18 protein-coding genes and 1 riboswitch are annotated in these 15,423 nt (G+C 66.9%); of the genes, 10 read left to right on the top strand and 8 right to left on the bottom strand.

All coding sequences use genetic code 11. The annotated features are described in order from the left end of the window. Window positions 1-128: 128 nt before the first annotated feature. Window positions 129-1,166 (bottom strand): cobalamin biosynthesis protein CobW, encoded by a 1,038-nt coding sequence (gene cobW, locus AC5JDC_RS13580; RefSeq protein WP_495841815.1) that lies wholly within the window; start codon window positions 1,164-1,166, stop codon window positions 129-131. After that, window positions 1,163-1,576, bottom strand: coding sequence for a DUF1636 family protein (locus AC5JDC_RS13575; protein WP_495841813.1), 414 nt, complete (start codon window positions 1,574-1,576; stop codon window positions 1,163-1,165). The genes cobW and AC5JDC_RS13575 overlap by 4 nt, the downstream gene beginning before the upstream one ends. A 38-nt stretch (window positions 1,577-1,614) precedes the next feature. Continuing rightward, a riboswitch (cobalamin riboswitch) is annotated at window positions 1,615-1,815 on the bottom strand. 122 nt (window positions 1,816-1,937) lie between these two features. On the opposite strand from AC5JDC_RS13575, the gene AC5JDC_RS13570 reads away from it, so the two are divergent. Both AC5JDC_RS13570 and AC5JDC_RS13565 read left to right on the top strand, forming a co-directional pair. Then, the gene (locus AC5JDC_RS13570; RefSeq protein ID WP_495841811.1) at window positions 1,938-2,657 is read left to right on the top strand and encodes a VWA domain-containing protein; all 720 of its coding nucleotides are present in this window, start codon (window positions 1,938-1,940) and stop codon (window positions 2,655-2,657) included. Continuing rightward, entirely contained in the window at window positions 2,654-3,352 is a 699-nt protein-coding gene (locus tag AC5JDC_RS13565) for a DnaJ domain-containing protein (RefSeq protein ID WP_106774459.1), read from the top strand. The genes AC5JDC_RS13570 and AC5JDC_RS13565 overlap by 4 nt, the downstream gene beginning before the upstream one ends. Window positions 3,353-3,391: 39 nt before the next feature. Here the strand turns inward: AC5JDC_RS13565 and AC5JDC_RS13560 are convergent, their stop codons facing one another. Then, the gene (locus AC5JDC_RS13560; protein ID WP_495841809.1) at window positions 3,392-4,723 is read right to left on the bottom strand and encodes a serine hydrolase; all 1,332 of its coding nucleotides are present in this window, start codon (window positions 4,721-4,723) and stop codon (window positions 3,392-3,394) included. 247 nt (window positions 4,724-4,970) lie between these two features. Here AC5JDC_RS13560 and AC5JDC_RS13555 point away from each other — a divergent pair, with 247 nt between their 5' ends. The 3 genes from AC5JDC_RS13555 to clpA all read left to right on the top strand — a co-directional run bounded on the left by AC5JDC_RS13555 (window position 4,971) and on the right by clpA (window position 8,369). Further along, window positions 4,971-5,300, top strand: coding sequence for a phasin family protein (locus AC5JDC_RS13555; protein ID WP_495841807.1), 330 nt, complete (start codon window positions 4,971-4,973; stop codon window positions 5,298-5,300). A 256-nt stretch (window positions 5,301-5,556) separates the two neighbouring features. Then, the gene (gene clpS / locus AC5JDC_RS13550) at window positions 5,557-5,886 is read left to right on the top strand and encodes an ATP-dependent Clp protease adapter ClpS (protein WP_106774462.1); all 330 of its coding nucleotides are present in this window, start codon (window positions 5,557-5,559) and stop codon (window positions 5,884-5,886) included. A gap of 8 nt (window positions 5,887-5,894) precedes the next feature. Continuing rightward, window positions 5,895-8,369 (top strand): ATP-dependent Clp protease ATP-binding subunit ClpA, encoded by a 2,475-nt coding sequence (gene clpA / locus AC5JDC_RS13545; RefSeq protein ID WP_495841805.1) that lies wholly within the window; start codon window positions 5,895-5,897, stop codon window positions 8,367-8,369. A gap of 76 nt (window positions 8,370-8,445) precedes the next feature. On the opposite strand, the gene AC5JDC_RS13540 is transcribed toward clpA, so the two are convergent. Continuing rightward, complete coding sequence (locus AC5JDC_RS13540; RefSeq protein ID WP_106774464.1) at window positions 8,446-8,925, bottom strand: Lrp/AsnC family transcriptional regulator; 480 nt, start codon at window positions 8,923-8,925, stop codon at window positions 8,446-8,448. Between the two features lie 173 nt (window positions 8,926-9,098). Here AC5JDC_RS13540 and AC5JDC_RS13535 point away from each other — a divergent pair, with 173 nt between their 5' ends. The 3 genes from AC5JDC_RS13535 to AC5JDC_RS13525 are packed head-to-tail and all read left to right on the top strand — an operon-like array spanning window position 9,099 to window position 11,114. After that, on the top strand, window positions 9,099-9,959 hold the full coding sequence (locus AC5JDC_RS13535; protein WP_495841802.1) for an EamA family transporter: 861 nt from the start codon (window positions 9,099-9,101) through the stop codon (window positions 9,957-9,959). A 58-nt stretch (window positions 9,960-10,017) separates the two neighbouring features. After that, a complete protein-coding gene (locus tag AC5JDC_RS13530) occupies window positions 10,018-10,767 on the top strand; it encodes an AzlC family ABC transporter permease (protein ID WP_495841800.1) in 750 nt (249 codons plus the stop codon). Continuing rightward, entirely contained in the window at window positions 10,764-11,114 is a 351-nt protein-coding gene (locus AC5JDC_RS13525) for an AzlD domain-containing protein (protein WP_495841798.1), read from the top strand. The genes AC5JDC_RS13530 and AC5JDC_RS13525 overlap by 4 nt, the downstream gene beginning before the upstream one ends. A gap of 15 nt (window positions 11,115-11,129) precedes the next feature. Here AC5JDC_RS13525 and AC5JDC_RS13520 read toward each other — a convergent pair whose 3' ends face one another. Then, on the bottom strand, window positions 11,130-11,558 hold the full coding sequence (locus tag AC5JDC_RS13520; RefSeq protein WP_106774482.1) for an HIT family protein: 429 nt from the start codon (window positions 11,556-11,558) through the stop codon (window positions 11,130-11,132). 79 nt (window positions 11,559-11,637) lie between these two features. On the opposite strand from AC5JDC_RS13520, the gene AC5JDC_RS13515 reads away from it, so the two are divergent. Continuing rightward, complete coding sequence (locus AC5JDC_RS13515) at window positions 11,638-11,973, top strand: DMT family transporter (protein WP_495841795.1); 336 nt, start codon at window positions 11,638-11,640, stop codon at window positions 11,971-11,973. A 9-nt stretch (window positions 11,974-11,982) separates the two neighbouring features. Here the strand turns inward: AC5JDC_RS13515 and AC5JDC_RS13510 are convergent, their stop codons facing one another. From AC5JDC_RS13510 to AC5JDC_RS13500, 3 genes are read right to left on the bottom strand one after another with little or no spacing between them, the layout of a single operon-like run. Further along, window positions 11,983-13,215, bottom strand: a complete 1,233-nt coding sequence (locus AC5JDC_RS13510; protein WP_495841793.1) for a GNAT family N-acetyltransferase — start codon at window positions 13,213-13,215, stop codon at window positions 11,983-11,985. A gap of 34 nt (window positions 13,216-13,249) precedes the next feature. Beyond that, on the bottom strand, window positions 13,250-13,978 hold the full coding sequence (locus tag AC5JDC_RS13505; RefSeq protein WP_495841791.1) for a glycerophosphodiester phosphodiesterase: 729 nt from the start codon (window positions 13,976-13,978) through the stop codon (window positions 13,250-13,252). An 8-nt stretch (window positions 13,979-13,986) separates the two neighbouring features. Further along, complete coding sequence (locus AC5JDC_RS13500) at window positions 13,987-14,451, bottom strand: RidA family protein (protein ID WP_495841789.1); 465 nt, start codon at window positions 14,449-14,451, stop codon at window positions 13,987-13,989. Window positions 14,452-14,593: 142 nt separating this feature from the next. Here AC5JDC_RS13500 and AC5JDC_RS13495 point away from each other — a divergent pair, with 142 nt between their 5' ends. Beyond that, on the top strand, window positions 14,594-15,418 hold the full coding sequence (locus tag AC5JDC_RS13495; protein ID WP_106774471.1) for a cell envelope integrity EipB family protein: 825 nt from the start codon (window positions 14,594-14,596) through the stop codon (window positions 15,416-15,418). Window positions 15,419-15,423: the final 5 nt, after the last annotated feature.

The following is a 15,423-nucleotide window of genomic DNA, read 5'->3' as shown; positions in this document are numbered from 1 at the left end:
TTTGCCACAGCGGCGGTCCGTACTCCTCCACACCCCCCTCTGTCCTGAGCTTGTCGAATGGACCGGACATGTCCGGCCCATTCGACAAGCTCAGGACAGAGGGGGGTGCGAAGGAACGCGGCATTCCGTCAGCCCGCCAGAATCTTCTCAACCGCATTCCGGTCCAGCCCCTTCAACCCGATCACCACCAGGCGCGAGCGGCGGTCGTCGGCGGCGGTCCAGGCGCGATCGTAATAGTGGTTGACGCGCGGGCCGACCGCCTGGACGAGCAGCCTGAGCGGCTTGCCGTCGACGGCGACGAAACCCTTCAAGCGCAGCACGTTCTCGCTCTCGGCGGCGGCGGCGATGCGCCCGGCGAGATCGTCCGGGTCGGTCACCCCCGGCAGCTCGACGATGAAGGAATCGAAATCGTCGTGCTCGTGGTCGAGCTCGTCGTCGTGATGGGTTTTTCGATTCTCGATGTCGTCCTCGACGGCCAGGCCAAGGCCGAGCAGCACGGACGGATCGACACGGCCCTCGGCCGTCGGCACGACCTTCACGGCACGCGAAAGATGCGCGTCGATCAGGTTGCGGGCGGCGGCGGTCGCTTCGGCGTTCATGAGATCGCTCTTCGACAGGATGACGAGGTCGGCGCAGGCGACCTGGTCCTCGAACACCTCCTCGACCGGGTCGTCGTGGTCGAGCGTCCCGTCGGCGGCGCGCTGCGCGGCGAGCGCGTCCATGTCGGAGGCGACCTTGCCGGCGGCGAGCGCCGGGCCGTCGACCACGGCGACGACGCCGTCGACGGTCACGCGGCTCTTGACGCTTGGCCATTGGAAGGCCTGCACCAGCGGCTTCGGCAAGGCCAGGCCGGAGGTCTCGATGATGATGTGGTCGACCTTCGGTTCCATCGCCAGAATCCGGTCGAGCGCCGGCACGAAATCGTCGGCCACGGTGCAGCACAGGCAACCGTTCGCCAACTCGATGATGTTTTCCTCCGGGCAGGCCTCGACGCCGCAGCCCTTCAAAATCTCGCCGTCGATGCCGACGTCGCCGAACTCGTTGACGATCAGCGCCAGTCGCCGTCCGCCGGCGTTTTCCAGGATGTGGCGGATCATCGTCGTCTTGCCGGCGCCGAGGAAGCCGGTGACGACGGTGCAGGGGACGCGGTTGAGCGAAGCGGTCATGAAGGGTCCTCGAGGATGGCAAGGGGCGGGATGCGGGCGACCAGCCCGCGCTTGAGGCAATCGGGGCGGCCGCGCCAGGGCAGCAGGCCGTCGGTCGACGTCGCGAAGAGCAGGGCGCCGGCGACGAGGTCGGGCGCGTCGTCCTCCGTCAGGTCGCCGAACACGTAGCTCCAGCAGCCGTCGCGCAGCAGCGCGGCGCTGAGGCGGCGCTTGCAGTTGCCGAGGCATTCGGCCTGGCGCACGGCTACGCCGGTGCCTCGCGCCGTTTCGCGGACCTGGTTGCCGAGCAACTCGCCGGCGCGGGGCCGGGCGTCCGAGCCGGTGGCGTCGCGGCAGGACGAGCAGACGACGAGCGTCACGCCCTCGACCGGCGTGGCGGCGTCCTGCGACAGAAACGGTCCGATGGTCACGTCATACGGCTCCTCGTCCGGGTCACCCGCCGGACAGTGGGATTGCGATTCCGACGGCAGGTCTCCTGGCTCGCGGGTTGTCGCCCTCAGCCGCCTTCCCGGATCGCTCCAGTGGCTTTCGGCGCGGGCTTGCCGCCTACAGTTGCGGGGACAGCTGCGGATTCGGCCGGACGGCCTGACCGCATTCCCTCTTAGCCCTTCCCATTGCCGGGAAGGGAACCGTCGCCCGTGGTTTACGCTCCGGCGGCGGAGCCTGTCAACGCACCGCCGGGGCGCCGGCATCGCATTGCCGTTCCGCATGGTGCCGGCCGACGTTATCGGGCTTGCAAGCCACGCCGGCTCGACACATTTTTTAGGGGTGATGGGTAAAAACGGCACACCGGTCCGCTCGGACAGATCGCTCGACCGCTCCGGTTCGCGCGAGATCGACGATTTCGTGCGGCTGGCGCGGTCGATGGCGCAGGCCAAGACGGATGCCGGCGGGCGGCTGGTGCTGGCGCTCGACGCCACGATGAGCCGGCAGCCGACTTGGGACATGGCCTGCCGGCTGCAGGGCGAGATGTTCGACGCCGTCGGCAACAGCGGCGGGCTCGAGGTCCAGCTCGCCTATTTCCGCGGTTTCGGCGAATGCCGCGCCTCGCGCTTCGTGCGCGACACCGGATCGCTCAAGGATCTCATGACCAGGATCGACTGCCGCGCCGGCCACACCCAGATCGGCAAGATCCTCGCCCACGCCCTCAAGGAGACGGCGCGCCGCAAGGTGGATGCGCTGGTCTATATCGGCGACGCGATGGAGGAGGAGATCGACGGGCTCGCCGAGCAGGCCGGGCGGCTCGGCCTGCTCGGCGTGCCGGTCTTCGTGTTCCAGGAGGGGCGCGATCCCGCCGCCGAAAAGGCGTTCAAGGAAATGGCCCGGCTGTCGAAGGGCGCCTGGTTCCGCTTCGACCGGACCGCTGCCGCGACGCTTGCAAAGCTGCTGTCCTCGGTGGCTGTATTCGCGACCGGCGGGTTGAAGGCGCTGGAGGCGCGCAACCGGCCGGAGGACAGATTGCTGATCGAACACATGCGGGGTGAAGGATGAGCTATGTGATCGGCGGCCTGCTGGTCCTGCTGGTCGCCCTGGCCGCCGTGACCGGCTTCCTGAAATCGGACGCCGCCAAGCTGGCGCGCACGCTGCGCACCGCCGGTCCGATCGTGCTCGGGGTCTTCGGCCTGGTGCTGCTGCTGGTCGGGCGGTCGGGGATCGGCGGCTTTCTGATCTCGGCGGCTCTGGCATGGTACGGCGCGGCGCGGGTGCAGGCCGGGCGAAAGCCGAAAAGCCCCGGCAAACGCTCCAACGTCCGCACCGCCGCGCTCGAAATGGAACTGGACCACGACAGCGGGGCGCTCGACGGTCTGGTGCTTGCCGGCCGTCACGAGCAGCGCATGCTGAGCAGCATGACGCTGCGCGAGCTCCGGGATCTGCGGGACGACCTCGCCGACGATCCGGAGAGCCGCCAGCTACTGGAGACGTATCTTGACGGCCGCTTTCCCATCTGGCGCGAAAACGCGAAGGCGGACGACGGCGACGGGGAGCGAGCTGCGCCACGTGCGGGCGCCATGACTAAGCAGGAGGCCTACAAGATCCTTGGTCTTGAAGCGGGGGCCTCCCCGGCGGATATCCGCAAGGCGCATCGCCGCCTGATGCAGCGCCTGCACCCCGACCTCGGCGGGACGTCGTTCCTCGCGGCGCGGATCAACGAAGCCAAGGATGTCCTTCTCGCCAATCACCACTAACTCTCCCGATACGAACTACAACTTCGGAAATACGTGTTCTCAGTTCTGGACGGCGTAGCAGCCGATGTTCTGCTTCTTGAGCTGCCCGCAGGCCTTCCAGGCGGCCGCCTTGGTGTCGAAGCCGGCGAAGCGGACGCGGTGGTAGGTGACGCCGTCCTTGTAGAAGGGAACGGTGTAGCCGGACGTCGAGGCGAGCACGGACGGAGCCTTGCGCGCCGTCGTTTCGAGCATGGCGGTCGCTTCCACCTTGCTCGGCGAGGAGGCCACCTGAATGACCCAGCCCTCCGGCTCGACGGAGGCCGTCTGCATAGCGTCGATGTCGGCGCGCGGGCGGGGCGCCGGCGCCGCATAGGCCTGCTCGACGACGGCCGTCGTCTCGATTGTCTCGTCCGCGGCTTCGGCGATCTCCGCCACCGAGTCGATGTCCGGACGGGCCTGCGGGGTCGGCGCCTTGCGCTTGGGCAGAATCGCCTCGGCGATCGCCGAGAACGAGGAGCCGGCGGCCTTGGCCACCAGCGGGCCGCCGCGGCGGCCGCTCGCCCTGGGCAGGTACTTCTCGATCAGCTCCGCCATGTGGCGGTCGCGGCTGGCGCCGCTCTGGCCGCCCATCACAACCGCGACGACGCGCCGGTCGCCGTCGGTGACGGAGGAGACCAGGTTGAAGCCGGATGCGCGAGTGTAGCCTGTCTTGATGCCGTCGACGCCTTCGACCTTGCCGAGCAGGCGGTTGTGGTTGGCGATGCGCTGCTTGCCGTACTGGAAGGAGCGCACCGAGAAATAGGGGTAGTACTGCGGGAAATGCTCGCGCAGCGCGATGCCCAGGGTAGCCATGTCCCGCGCGGTGGTGAACTGCGCGGTGTTGGGCAGGCCGTGCGGGTTGCGGAACACGGTGCTGTCCATGCCGAGCGCACGGGCCTTGGCGGTCATCATCTTGGCGAAACCGGCTTCCGAGCCGCCCAGCATTTCGGCAAGGGCCAGCGCCGCGTCGTTGGCGGAGCGGGTGATCAGCGCGTAGATGGCGGTCTCGACCGACACCGAGCCGCCGGCGCGCACGCCGAGCTTGGTCGGCGGCTGCGCGGCCGCCTCATTGGAGAAGCGGACCGGCGTCGTCTTCTTGATCTTGCCGGCCTTCAGCGCCTCGAAGGTGAGATAGAGCGTCATCATCTTGGTCAGCGACGCCGGATAGCGGCGCGCCCCGGCATTGGCCGAGAACAACGTCTTGCCGGTATTGGCGTCGACGACGACGGCGGCATAGCGCGAATCGGACGCCGACGCGGCGCCGACGCTGATGATCAGGGCGAGAAAACAGGCCGCGATCGCTTTGGGGGATATGGAAAACTGGAAAAAGCGGACCGCCGTCGCCTGACGCACTGTTACATCCTTTGAATTCTTGTTGCACCGGGAGGCGGCAAAGGTTCCTGCCTCGAACGGGCAGAGTAGGCGGCGGGCGTTACCAATCCGTTTATGGTAACCAGCGCGTTCATAAATTCGTTCGGGCTTTAGGTTCTAAAATTTGCGTCGAATTCGCGCGGGGCCTTGGCGGACAAGGGCTCCTTGACAATTTTGCGGTGCACAATATCTATTTTGCAACGCACGCCATCCATCCGAAGGGACAGCCATGACCACGATGTTCGAAGACACCGGCGCGTTCGGCAAGGAGTTCGTCGACAGCAGCCTGAAGAGCGTAGCCTCCGTCTCCAAGGCCGCGCAGGCGATCGTCGCCGAGACGACCGACTACACGAAGAGGTCCTACGAGGCCGGCGCCGCGGCGATCGAGAAGCTGTTCTCGGCCGGCTCGGTCGAGACTGCGTTCGATGTCCAGGCCGACTACGCCAAGAAGACCTATGAGGGCTTCGTCGCCGAATCCGGCAAGCTGGGCGGTCTCTACGCCGATCTCGCCAAGGAGGCCTACAAGCCGTTCGAATCGCTCGTCTCGCGGGCGAAGTGACGCCCCATCCGAGCCTCGTCACCCTCCCATGTCGGCAATCCGGTCGCTCGCGGCCGGATTTTTTTGCGTTGTCGGGCCTTGCGGACACCGGTTGCCGCCGTGCAATGCGGTCGTGATCGCGACCATATTGTCACCCCAATAGAAGGGCTTAAAATCGGTGATCGGAGACCTACATGAGACGGGCGGGCCGGAGGTTCGCGAAAGGAAAGGATCCGTGAGACAAGGCGGGGAAGCCACGGTGTGGCAAGCGGCTAGGATGCAAGGCGGCGACCAGGACGGGCGAGGACCCGGCCGGGGCACGGCGGTGATCACGCGCACCAAGCCCAAGACCAAGAAACCCAGTCTCTACAGGGTGCTGATCCTGAACGACGACTACACGCCGATGGAGTTCGTGATCCATATCCTGGAGCGTTTCTTCCAGAAGGATCGCGAGACGGCGACCCGCATCATGCTGCATGTCCACAATCACGGCGTCGGCGAATGCGGGGTCTATACTTTCGAGGTGGCCGAGACCAAAGTGGCTCAGGTCATGGATTTCGCCCGCCAGAACCAGCATCCGCTGCAATGCGTGATGGAGAAGAAGTGAGGTCTTGAATGCCGGCTTTCTCACCAGGACTCGAAAAGGCCCTTCACCAGGCGCTCACTTTCGCCAATGAGCGGCACCATGAATACGCGACGCTCGAGCACCTGCTGCTGGCGCTGATCGACGATGCCGAGGCCGGTGCCGTCATGCGCGCCTGCAATGTCGATCTCGACGAGTTGCGCCGCACCGTGCTCAACTACATCGACACCGAACTCGACAACCTGGTCACCGGCTACGACGAGGATTCGAAGCCGACCGCCGGCTTCCAGCGCGTCATCCAGCGCGCCGTCATCCATGTGCAGTCGTCCGGCCGCGACGAGGTGTCGGGCGCCAACGTGCTCGTCGCCATCTTCGCCGAGCGCGAGAGCCACGCCGCCTATTTCCTGCAGGAACAGCAGATGACCCGCTACGACGCGGTCAACTACATCAGCCACGGCATCGCCAAGCGCCCTGGCGCCGGCGAGAGCCGCGCCCCGCGCGGCGTCGAGGAGGAGCAGGGCAATGGCGGGCAAGGCGGCGACGCCGACGAGACCCCGTCGAAGAAGAAGCAGCAGGACGCGCTGTCGGCCTATTGCGTCGATCTCAACAAGAAGGCGCGCGCCGGCAAGATCGACCCGCTGATCGGCCGCGCCGACGAGATCAACCGGACGATCCAGATTCTGTGCCGGCGCTCCAAGAACAACCCGCTCTATGTCGGCGACCCCGGCGTCGGCAAGACGGCGATCGCCGAGGGGCTGGCCAAGCGCATCGTCGAGGGCGACGTGCCGAAGGTGCTGGCCGGCGCCACCATCTTCGCGCTCGACATGGGCACGCTGCTCGCCGGCACGCGCTATCGAGGCGACTTCGAGGAGCGGCTGAAGCAGGTGGTGAAGGAGCTCGAGGAGTATCCGGGCGCCATTCTGTTCATCGACGAGATCCACACGGTGATCGGCGCCGGCGCGACCTCGGGCGGCGCGATGGACGCGTCGAACCTGCTGAAGCCGGCGCTGTCGTCGGGGGCGATCCGCTGCATCGGCTCGACCACCTACAAGGAATTCCGCCAGTTCTTCGAGAAGGACCGGGCGCTGGTGCGCCGCTTCCAGAAGATCGACGTGAAGGAGCCGACGATCGCCGATACGATCGAGATCATGAAGGGCCTCAAGCCCTACTACGAGGACTTCCACCAGGTGAAGTTCACCAACGACGCCATCAAGGCGGCGGTGGAGCTGTCGGCCCGCTACATCAGCGACCGCAAGCTGCCGGACAAGGCGATCGACGTGATCGACGAGACCGGCGCCTCGCAGATGCTCTTGCCCGAGGCCAAGCGCAAAAAGACGATCACCATCAGGGAGATCGAGGCGACGATCGCCACCATGGCGCGCATCCCGCCAAAGACGGTTTCGGCCGACGACGAGCAGGTGCTGGCCAATCTCGACGCCGAGCTGCGCCGCGTCGTCTACGGCCAGGACACGGCGATCTCGGCGCTGGCATCCGCGATCAAGCTGGCGCGCGCCGGCCTGCGCGAGCCGGAGAAGCCGATCGGCAGCTACCTATTCTCCGGCCCGACCGGTGTCGGCAAGACCGAGGTGGCGAAGCAGCTCGCGGCGTCGCTCGGCGTCGAGCTGCTGCGCTTCGACATGTCGGAATACATGGAGCGCCACACCGTGTCGCGGCTGATCGGCGCGCCTCCCGGCTATGTCGGCTTCGACCAGGGCGGCCTGCTGACCGACGGCGTCGACCAGCATCCGCACTGCGTGCTCCTGCTTGACGAGATCGAGAAGGCGCATCCGGACCTGTTCAACATCCTCTTGCAGGTCATGGATCACGGCAAGCTGACCGACCACAACGGCAAGCAGATCGACTTCCGCAACGTCATCCTGATCATGACGACCAATGCGGGCGCCTCCGACATGGCCAAGGCGGCGATCGGCTTCGGCTCGTCGAAGCGCGAGGGCGACGACATGGAGGCGATCAACCGGCTGTTCACGCCGGAATTCCGCAACCGCCTCGACGCGATCATCCCGTTCGGCTCGCTGCCGGTGCCGGTGATCCACCAGGTGGTGCAGAAGTTCGTCATGCAGCTCGAGGCGCAGCTTTCGGAGCGCGGCGTCACCTTCGATCTGCAGCCGGATGCCGTCGCCTGGCTGGCCGACAAGGGCTATGACGAGCGCATGGGCGCGCGGCCGCTGGCCCGCGTCATCCAGGAGCACATCAAGAAGCCGCTGGCCGACGAGGTGCTGTTCGGCAAGCTCAAGAAGGGCGGTACGGTGCGCGTCACCGTCGAGGAGAAGGAGAACGGCGAGAAGGGCCTCAAGCTCGATGCGGTGGCCGACGAGGTGCCGGTCAAGCCGAAGAAGGAGGAGGAGCCCCGCAAGCCGCCGGCCCGCAAACCCGCCGCCAAGAAGGCCGCGGCCAAGAAGACGGCCGCGCAGAAGCCGAAGTCTTCGCCGCCTACGAGGGACGGCGGCAAGCGCAGCCTGGTGCCCCAACTGCCGCGCAAGGGGTAGGGCCGACCGCAGGCCGGCAACATCCGAACAATGAGCCAGGAGCCCGCCCATCCGGCGGGCTTTTGGCTGTTCGACCCTATGCTGCGTCCGGCACCCCGATCGGTGGCAGCCTACGCTCGACTGGCGAGGATTGCACGATCGCCGTGTTGGTCATGGCAAAGGGTATGATCCGGTCGATCACCTGCTCCAGATGCTCGACCGAGCGCAGATGCGCCTTGGCTATGAAGCAGTCCTCGCCGGTGACGCGGTCGCACTCGACGATCTCCGGCAGGCCGCGCAGGATTTCGGCGACCTGCTGAAGCTCGCCCGGTAATGGCCGCACCCTGAGCCATGCCGACAGCGGCAGGCCGAGGCCGGCCGCGTCGATGCGCACAGTATAGCCGGCGATGACGCCGTTCTCCTCCAGCCGGCGGATGCGCTCCGAGACGCTTGGCGCCGATAAGCCGACCAGCCGCGCCAGTTCGGCGACGCTGACCCGCGCGTCATCGGCGAGGGCGCGTAGGATCTTCATGTCGACCGGGTCCACCGGCCCGTTTTCATATCGAAGGCGTTTCATCGTTCCTGCCTGCGAACCGCGGTGAACAGACAGGATACAACGTTCTTTCTCCATAGGAAATTGCAGGCGCGGCTTGCATGCTCGGTTCGTCCAGAAGGTAGTCGGGCCGCTCGGCCAGCGGTCGATCTCTGGCCGTCTCGATCTCGATCTACGGCCAAGCCCATAGAGTCCCAATGCCGGTCCTCGATACAGCCGCCGAAAAAGTACCGCCGCAAGCCTGGTTCGTGGTCAGCGCCGTCTTCCACTATCTCGGCCCGTCCTTCGCGGTGCTGCTCTTTCCGGCGGTCGGCGTGTTCGGCGTCGCCTGGATGCGGATCGCCTCGGCGGCGCTGATCTTCGCGCCGTTCACGCGACCGATGAAGACGATCCGCACGGCAGACGGCCAATCGCGAATGCTGCTGGTCGCCCTCGGCATCACGCTCGCGGTCATGAACATCTCGTTCTATCTTGCGCTGGAGCGGCTGCCGATGAGCCTGGTCGCGGCGATGGAATTCGTCAGCACCATCGTCATCGCGCTCTACGGGCTGCGGACGCCGCGCAACCTGCTGGCGCTGACGCTGGCCGTCGCCGGCGTTTTTGCGCTGATCGACGTCCGGTGGTCGGCCGATCCGATCGGGCTCGGCTTCGCGGCGCTCAATGCCGTGCTGTTCGGGCTCTATGTCGTGCTCGGCCACAGGATCGCCGAGAGCGGTGCCGGACGCGGCGTGGAGACGCTGGGCGCCGCGATGGCGCTGGCGCTCGTCTTCGCCTTTCCGGTCGGCTTCATGCAGGCGCTGAAGGCGCTGGGTTCGCCGGAGCTGGTCCTGGCGGGCATCGGCGTCGGCCTCTGTTCGTCGGTCATCCCCTATATCTCCGACCAGCTCGCCATGTCGCGCCTGCCGCGCGCCACCTTCGCGCTGATGCTGGCGCTGCTGCCGGCCACCGCCACGGTCGTCGGCGCGGTCGTTCTGGCGCAGGTGCCCGGCCTGCGCGACATCGCCGGCATCGCCCTGGTGATGGCTGGCGTCGCCCTGCACCGGCAGGCGGCGCGGTAGCAGGTGGCCCAAGCTGTGATCGTCGCGCGGCGCGGCGGGATGTGCTAGGCGCGGGACGATGAATGACGACAATCCGCAAGCCGCCCAGCCGGGGCGCGCCCGCCGATGGCTCCTTCGCGGCGTGCGCGCGGCCTGTTCCGTACCCGGCCTGATCCTCGCCAGTGCTCATGTCGGCTTCGCCGGGCTGGCCAAGGAAGCCGGCTTCACGCTCGCCGAGAGCATGTTCATGGTCGCCGCGGTGTGGGCGCTGCCGGCCAATGTCGTGCTGGTCGGTGCCGTGCTGTCAGGTGCCTCGCTGCCCGCCGCCGCCTTCGCGGTGGCGCTGTCCTCGGTGCGGCTGATGCCGATGGTGGTGGCGCTGGTCCCGGAGATGAAGGCCGAACGGACGCGCGGCTGGGTGCTCTACGTGCTGGCGCATTGCGTCGCCGTCACGTCGTGGGTGATCGCGATGGAGCGCCTGCGCGCCGTCCCGCGCGAGATGCGCACGGCCTATTACGCGGGGCTCGGCTTCACCCTGGTGATCGGCAATACCTTGCTCGTCGGCGTCGTCTATCTGCTGGTCGGCAGCTTGCCCGCCTGGGTGACGGCGGCGCTGCTCTTCCTCACGCCGATCTATTTCCTGACGTCGCTGTGGAGCTCGGCGCGCGAGCGGGCGGGGCATGTGGCGATGGTGGCGGGCCTGGTGCTCGGCCCGGTCTTCCACGTCCTGCTGCCCGGCTTCGACCTGCTGGCTGCCGGCCTGATCGGCGGGGGCGGGGCGTTCCTGTACCACTGGTTGCGCCGCAAGGGCGGTGGAGCGCCGGCATGACCTTCGACGCGATCGACGCCTGGTGGTGGCCGTTCCTGTTCATCCTCCTCGCCGGCTGGCTGGCAACGGACGCGTGGCGCTTCCTCGGCGTCGCATTCGGCGGCCGCATCCGCGAGGATTCGGAAGCGCTGGTGTTCGTGCGCGCGGTGGCGACGGCGCTGGTGGCGGCGGTCATCGGCAATCTGTTCGTATTCCCGAGCGGTGCGCTGGCCGACACCACGGCGGCCCTGCGCATCGGCGCGGCAGCGCTTGGTTTCATCGCCTATCTCGCCGCCGGCAAGCGCATGCTGCTCGGCATCGTCGTCGGCGAGGCGGCGCTGATCGCCGGCATGGCGGCGGGATGGTGACGCCAACCTGGCCGCTCAGCCGAGCGCGGCCCTGATCTTCTCCGCATTGGCGGCCAGCACTTCGGGCTTCTCCATCTGGCCGGTATGCGGCTTCAGCGCCACGCCGTCGAAGCGCGGAATGACGTGGACGTGCAGGTGGAAGACGACCTGGCCGCCGGCCGGCTCGTTGAACTGCTGCACGGTCACACCGTCGGCGGAGAAGGCTTTCACCACGGCGCGCGCCAGTCTCTGCGTCGTCGCGGCCACGGCGGCCAGGCTTTCCGGCGCGACGTCGAGGATGTTGCGGGACGGCTTCTTCGGGATCACCAGGCAGTGGCCTTCGCCGCGCGGCATGATGTCCATGAAGGCGAAGGTGGCCTCATCCTCGTACAGCTTGTGGCTCGGTATTTCGCCGCGCAGGATCTTGGCGAACACGTTGTCGTCGTCGTAGGCGGGGGTCGTCATGGGCATCTCGCGGTGAAGGGGAGGCGGCATCATCGCCCTTCCGCCGCGCGGGTCAACCGTCGAATCGGGGCGAAGGCGCATGCAGCTCAACTATCTCTACCTCATCGTCGCGATCGGCTTCGAGGTGGTGGCCACCAGCGCGCTGAAGCAGACCGACGGCTTCACCCGGCTGTGGCCGTCGCTGCTGGCGATGGGCGGCTATGCGCTCGCCTTCTATTTTCTGTCCATCCCGCTGCGCACCATGCCCGTCGGTGTCGTCTATGCGATCTGGAGCGGGGCCGGCATCGTTCTGATCACGGCGATCGGCTGGGCGCTGTTCCGCCAGGCGCTGGACTGGCCGGCCGTCATCGGCATCGCCCTGATCATGGCCGGCGTGCTGGTGATCAACCTGTTCTCGCGCACCGTCGCCCACTGAGGCGGGCCGTCAGCATCCGGCCGGCGGCGCGTCCTTGCGGAAGGGCACGTGCTCCTCGAAATATTCGGTGACCCGCGCCACCTCCTGGCGCTCGCGCGTCAGGTAGTTCTCCACCGCGCCGCGCAGGCCGGGATGGGCGAGGTAGTGGGCGGAGTGCGTCGTCACCGGCCGGTAGCCGCGCGCCAGCTTGTGCTCGCCCTGGGCGCCGGCCTCCACCACCCGCAAGCCCCTGGCGATGGCGAAGTCGATCGCCTGGTGGTAGCAAACCTCGAAATGCAGGAAGGGGTGGTCCTCGACGCAGCCCCAGTTGCGGCCGTAGAGCGTGTCGGAGCCGATGAAGTTGATGGCTCCGGCGATATAGCGGCCGTTGCGCTTCGCCATGACCAGCAGGACGTCGCGGCCCATGCGCTCGCCGACCAGCGAGAAGAATTTCCGGTTGAGATAGGGGCGGCCCCATTTGCGCCCGCCGGTGTCCATGTAGAAGGCGAAGAAATCGTCCCAGACCCTTTCGGTCAGGTCGCTTCCGGTCAGCCAGTCGATCGAGATGCCGGCCGACAGCGCCTCGCGCCGCTCCTTCTTCAGCGCCTTGCGCTTGCGCGAGGCGAGCGAGGCGAGGAAGTCGTCATAGCTGGCATAGCCCTCGTTGAAGAAATGGAACTGCTGGTCGGTGCGGTGCAGGTACCCGGCGGCCGAGAGCGCCCGCATGTCCTCCTCGGAGGCGAAGGTGACGTGGGCCGAGGAAGCGCCAATGCGGTCGGTGACCGCCTTCAGCCCGGCGGCCAGCGTGGCGCGGGTTGCCACCGGATCGAGATCGCGGCGCGCCAGCAGGCGGGGGCCCGTGGCCGGCGTAAATGGAATGGAGACCTGCAGCTTCGGATAATAGCTTCCGCCGGCGCGCTCGAAGGCGTCGGCCCAGCCGTGGTCGAACACGTATTCACCCTGGCTGTGCGACTTCAGGTAGCAGGGAACCGCGCCAAGCAGGCTACCGGCGCCGTCCTCCAGCCGCAGATGGCTCGGCTGCCAGCCGCTGCGCGCCGCGGCGCAACCGGACTCCTCAAGCGCCCGAAGAAAGTCGAAGGACAGGAAGGGGTTATAGCCACATCCCGGCCCGTCGGGCGAGCTTCCCGCAAGGCTCTCCCACTCCTCGCGGGAAAAGTCGGCCATCGACCCGGCGACGCGGATCGCCTGTCCGGAATGGGAGTTGCCCGAGCCGCCTTCGCTGCGCTGCATCATCGCGGTCATATGTGCATTGCGAAGGCGGTGCGGCAAGGGGCATTCACGCCACACCCGTCTCCGGTGGCTCGAACCCCTCGAAGGTGATCTGGTCGGCATGGGCGAAGCTGTGCCCGGCCGCCGCCTCGTCGCGCACCGTCCAGGTGATCACCGGCATGGCGAGCTTTTCGCGCACGAAACCGACGAAGCGGTTGGGCAGGTGGTCGAAGGCATAGGAAACGAAGGCGATGTCGTGGGCGAGCATGGAGAAATGCGCCTCGATCTCCTGGTTGGCGACGCCCCATGCGGTAAGTCCGCCGGGGATTCCAGGGGCGTGGCGGGAGAAGTTGCGGATGAGCCAATGGTCGAACGACATGATCGCGACCTTGCCGGGGTAGTCCTTCAGCAGGTCGCCGACCTTGGCGACGAGACCGGCGTCGTGCCCCGGAATGCCCTTCAGCTCGACCACCAGCGGCACGCGGCCGGCGACGAAGTCGAGCGTCTCCTGGAGCGTCGGCGCGTGGTCCCGCGTGGTGCCGATGCTCAAGGCACCCATCTCGGCGGCGGTCTTCTGCCAGACATAACCTTCCTCACCGGCAAGGCGCCTGAGGTCGTTGTCGTGGAAGACGACGACCTCGTTGTCGAGGGTGAGGTGCACGTCGCACTCGATCGTGTAGTTCTTGTCGATCGCCCGGGCGAAGGCCGGCAGCGTGTTCTCCCACACCTTGTCGTTCATGTCGTGCAGGCCGCGATGGGCGACCGGCCGCCGCGTCAGCCAGGAAAGATCGGTCATGGTCAGCCTCAGGCGGTTTCGATGAGGGCTTCGATCTCGACGGCGGCGTTCAGCGGCAGCGAGGCCGTGCCGACCGCCGAGCGTGCATGCTTGCCGGCCTCGCCGAGGACCGCGGCCAGAAGATCGGACGCGCCGTTGGCGACGAGATGCTGCTCGGCGAAGTCCGGCGTCGAGGCGACGAAGACGGTGATCTTGACGATGCGGCGGATTCTCTCCAGCGATCCCAGCGCAGCCCTGGCCTGCGCCAGGATGTTGACGGCACAGAATTTCGCCGCCTCCCGGCCGGCGGTGGTGTCGAGGTCGCGGCCGAGCAGGCCGGTGAAGGCGAGCTTGCCGTCCTTCAGCGGCAACTGGCCGGCGGTGAAGAGCAGGTTGCCGCTCTGCGCGTAAGGCACGTAGTTGGCGGCCGGCGCGGCCGCTTGCGGCAGGGTGATACCGAGATCCTGCAGCCGCTTTTCGATTGTGTCGCCCATCGGGAATCCTTATCGTTCGTCAATCAGGGTCGGGTGGCCCGCGCGGCTGAAACTTGCAATTTTTGCCTCGCTTCCGCCACGACTATTTCGGAAACCATGGGCTGACAACAGGCCGCCCCTCGGCCGCCGATCGGAGCTTTTCATGCGCGCTTTGCGCCCACTCACGTTTGCCCTTCTGGCCACCTCCACGGTCTGCACGGCTTCGGCACTGGCCGCGGCGCCGCTCGTTCCGCATCGCGCGGTCTACGATCTGGCGCTCGACAAGGCCTCCGACCGCTCCGGCATCACCGGGCTCACCGGGCGCATGGTGTACGAGTTCAACGGCTCGCCCTGCGACGGCTACACGGTGAATTTCCGCTTCGTGACGCGCATCGACACCGGCGAGAATTCGCGACTGACCGACCAGCAGACCACCACGTTCGAGGATGCCGGCGGCAAATCCTTCTCCTTCGTGACCAAATCCTTCACCGACCAGGCGCTCGAGCGCGAGTTGAAGGGCACGGCGACACGCGAGGACGAAGGCTTGAAGGTGGAGATCGACAAGCCCGAGAAGAACAGCCTGGAGCTACGCCGGACCCAGTTCCCCACCCAGCATCTGGCGGAGCTGATCGACAAGGCCAACACCGGCGAGACCTTCTACGAAACCAATCTGTTCGACGGTTCGGACAATGGCGACAAGGTCATGACGACGACGGTGATCGTCGGCAAGCAGGCCTCGGCCGCCGCCAACGATCCGGAGCTGCAGGTGCTCGACACACTCGCCAAGGACAAATACTGGCCGGTCGACATCGCCTATTTCGACGACGACAATGACGGCGGCGAGGAGGTGCCGGAGTACCGGATCGCCTTCAAGCTGCACGAGAACGGCCTCACCCGCGACCTGACCATGGACTATGGCGACTTCTCGATGAAGGGCAAGCTCGTCAACCTCTCGGTGTTCGCCACCCCGCCGCAAAGCTGCAAGTAGCCGCG

Source organism: Kumtagia sp., from assembly GCF_059502445.1.
This window is presented reverse-complemented; position numbering and strand designations above follow the sequence as displayed.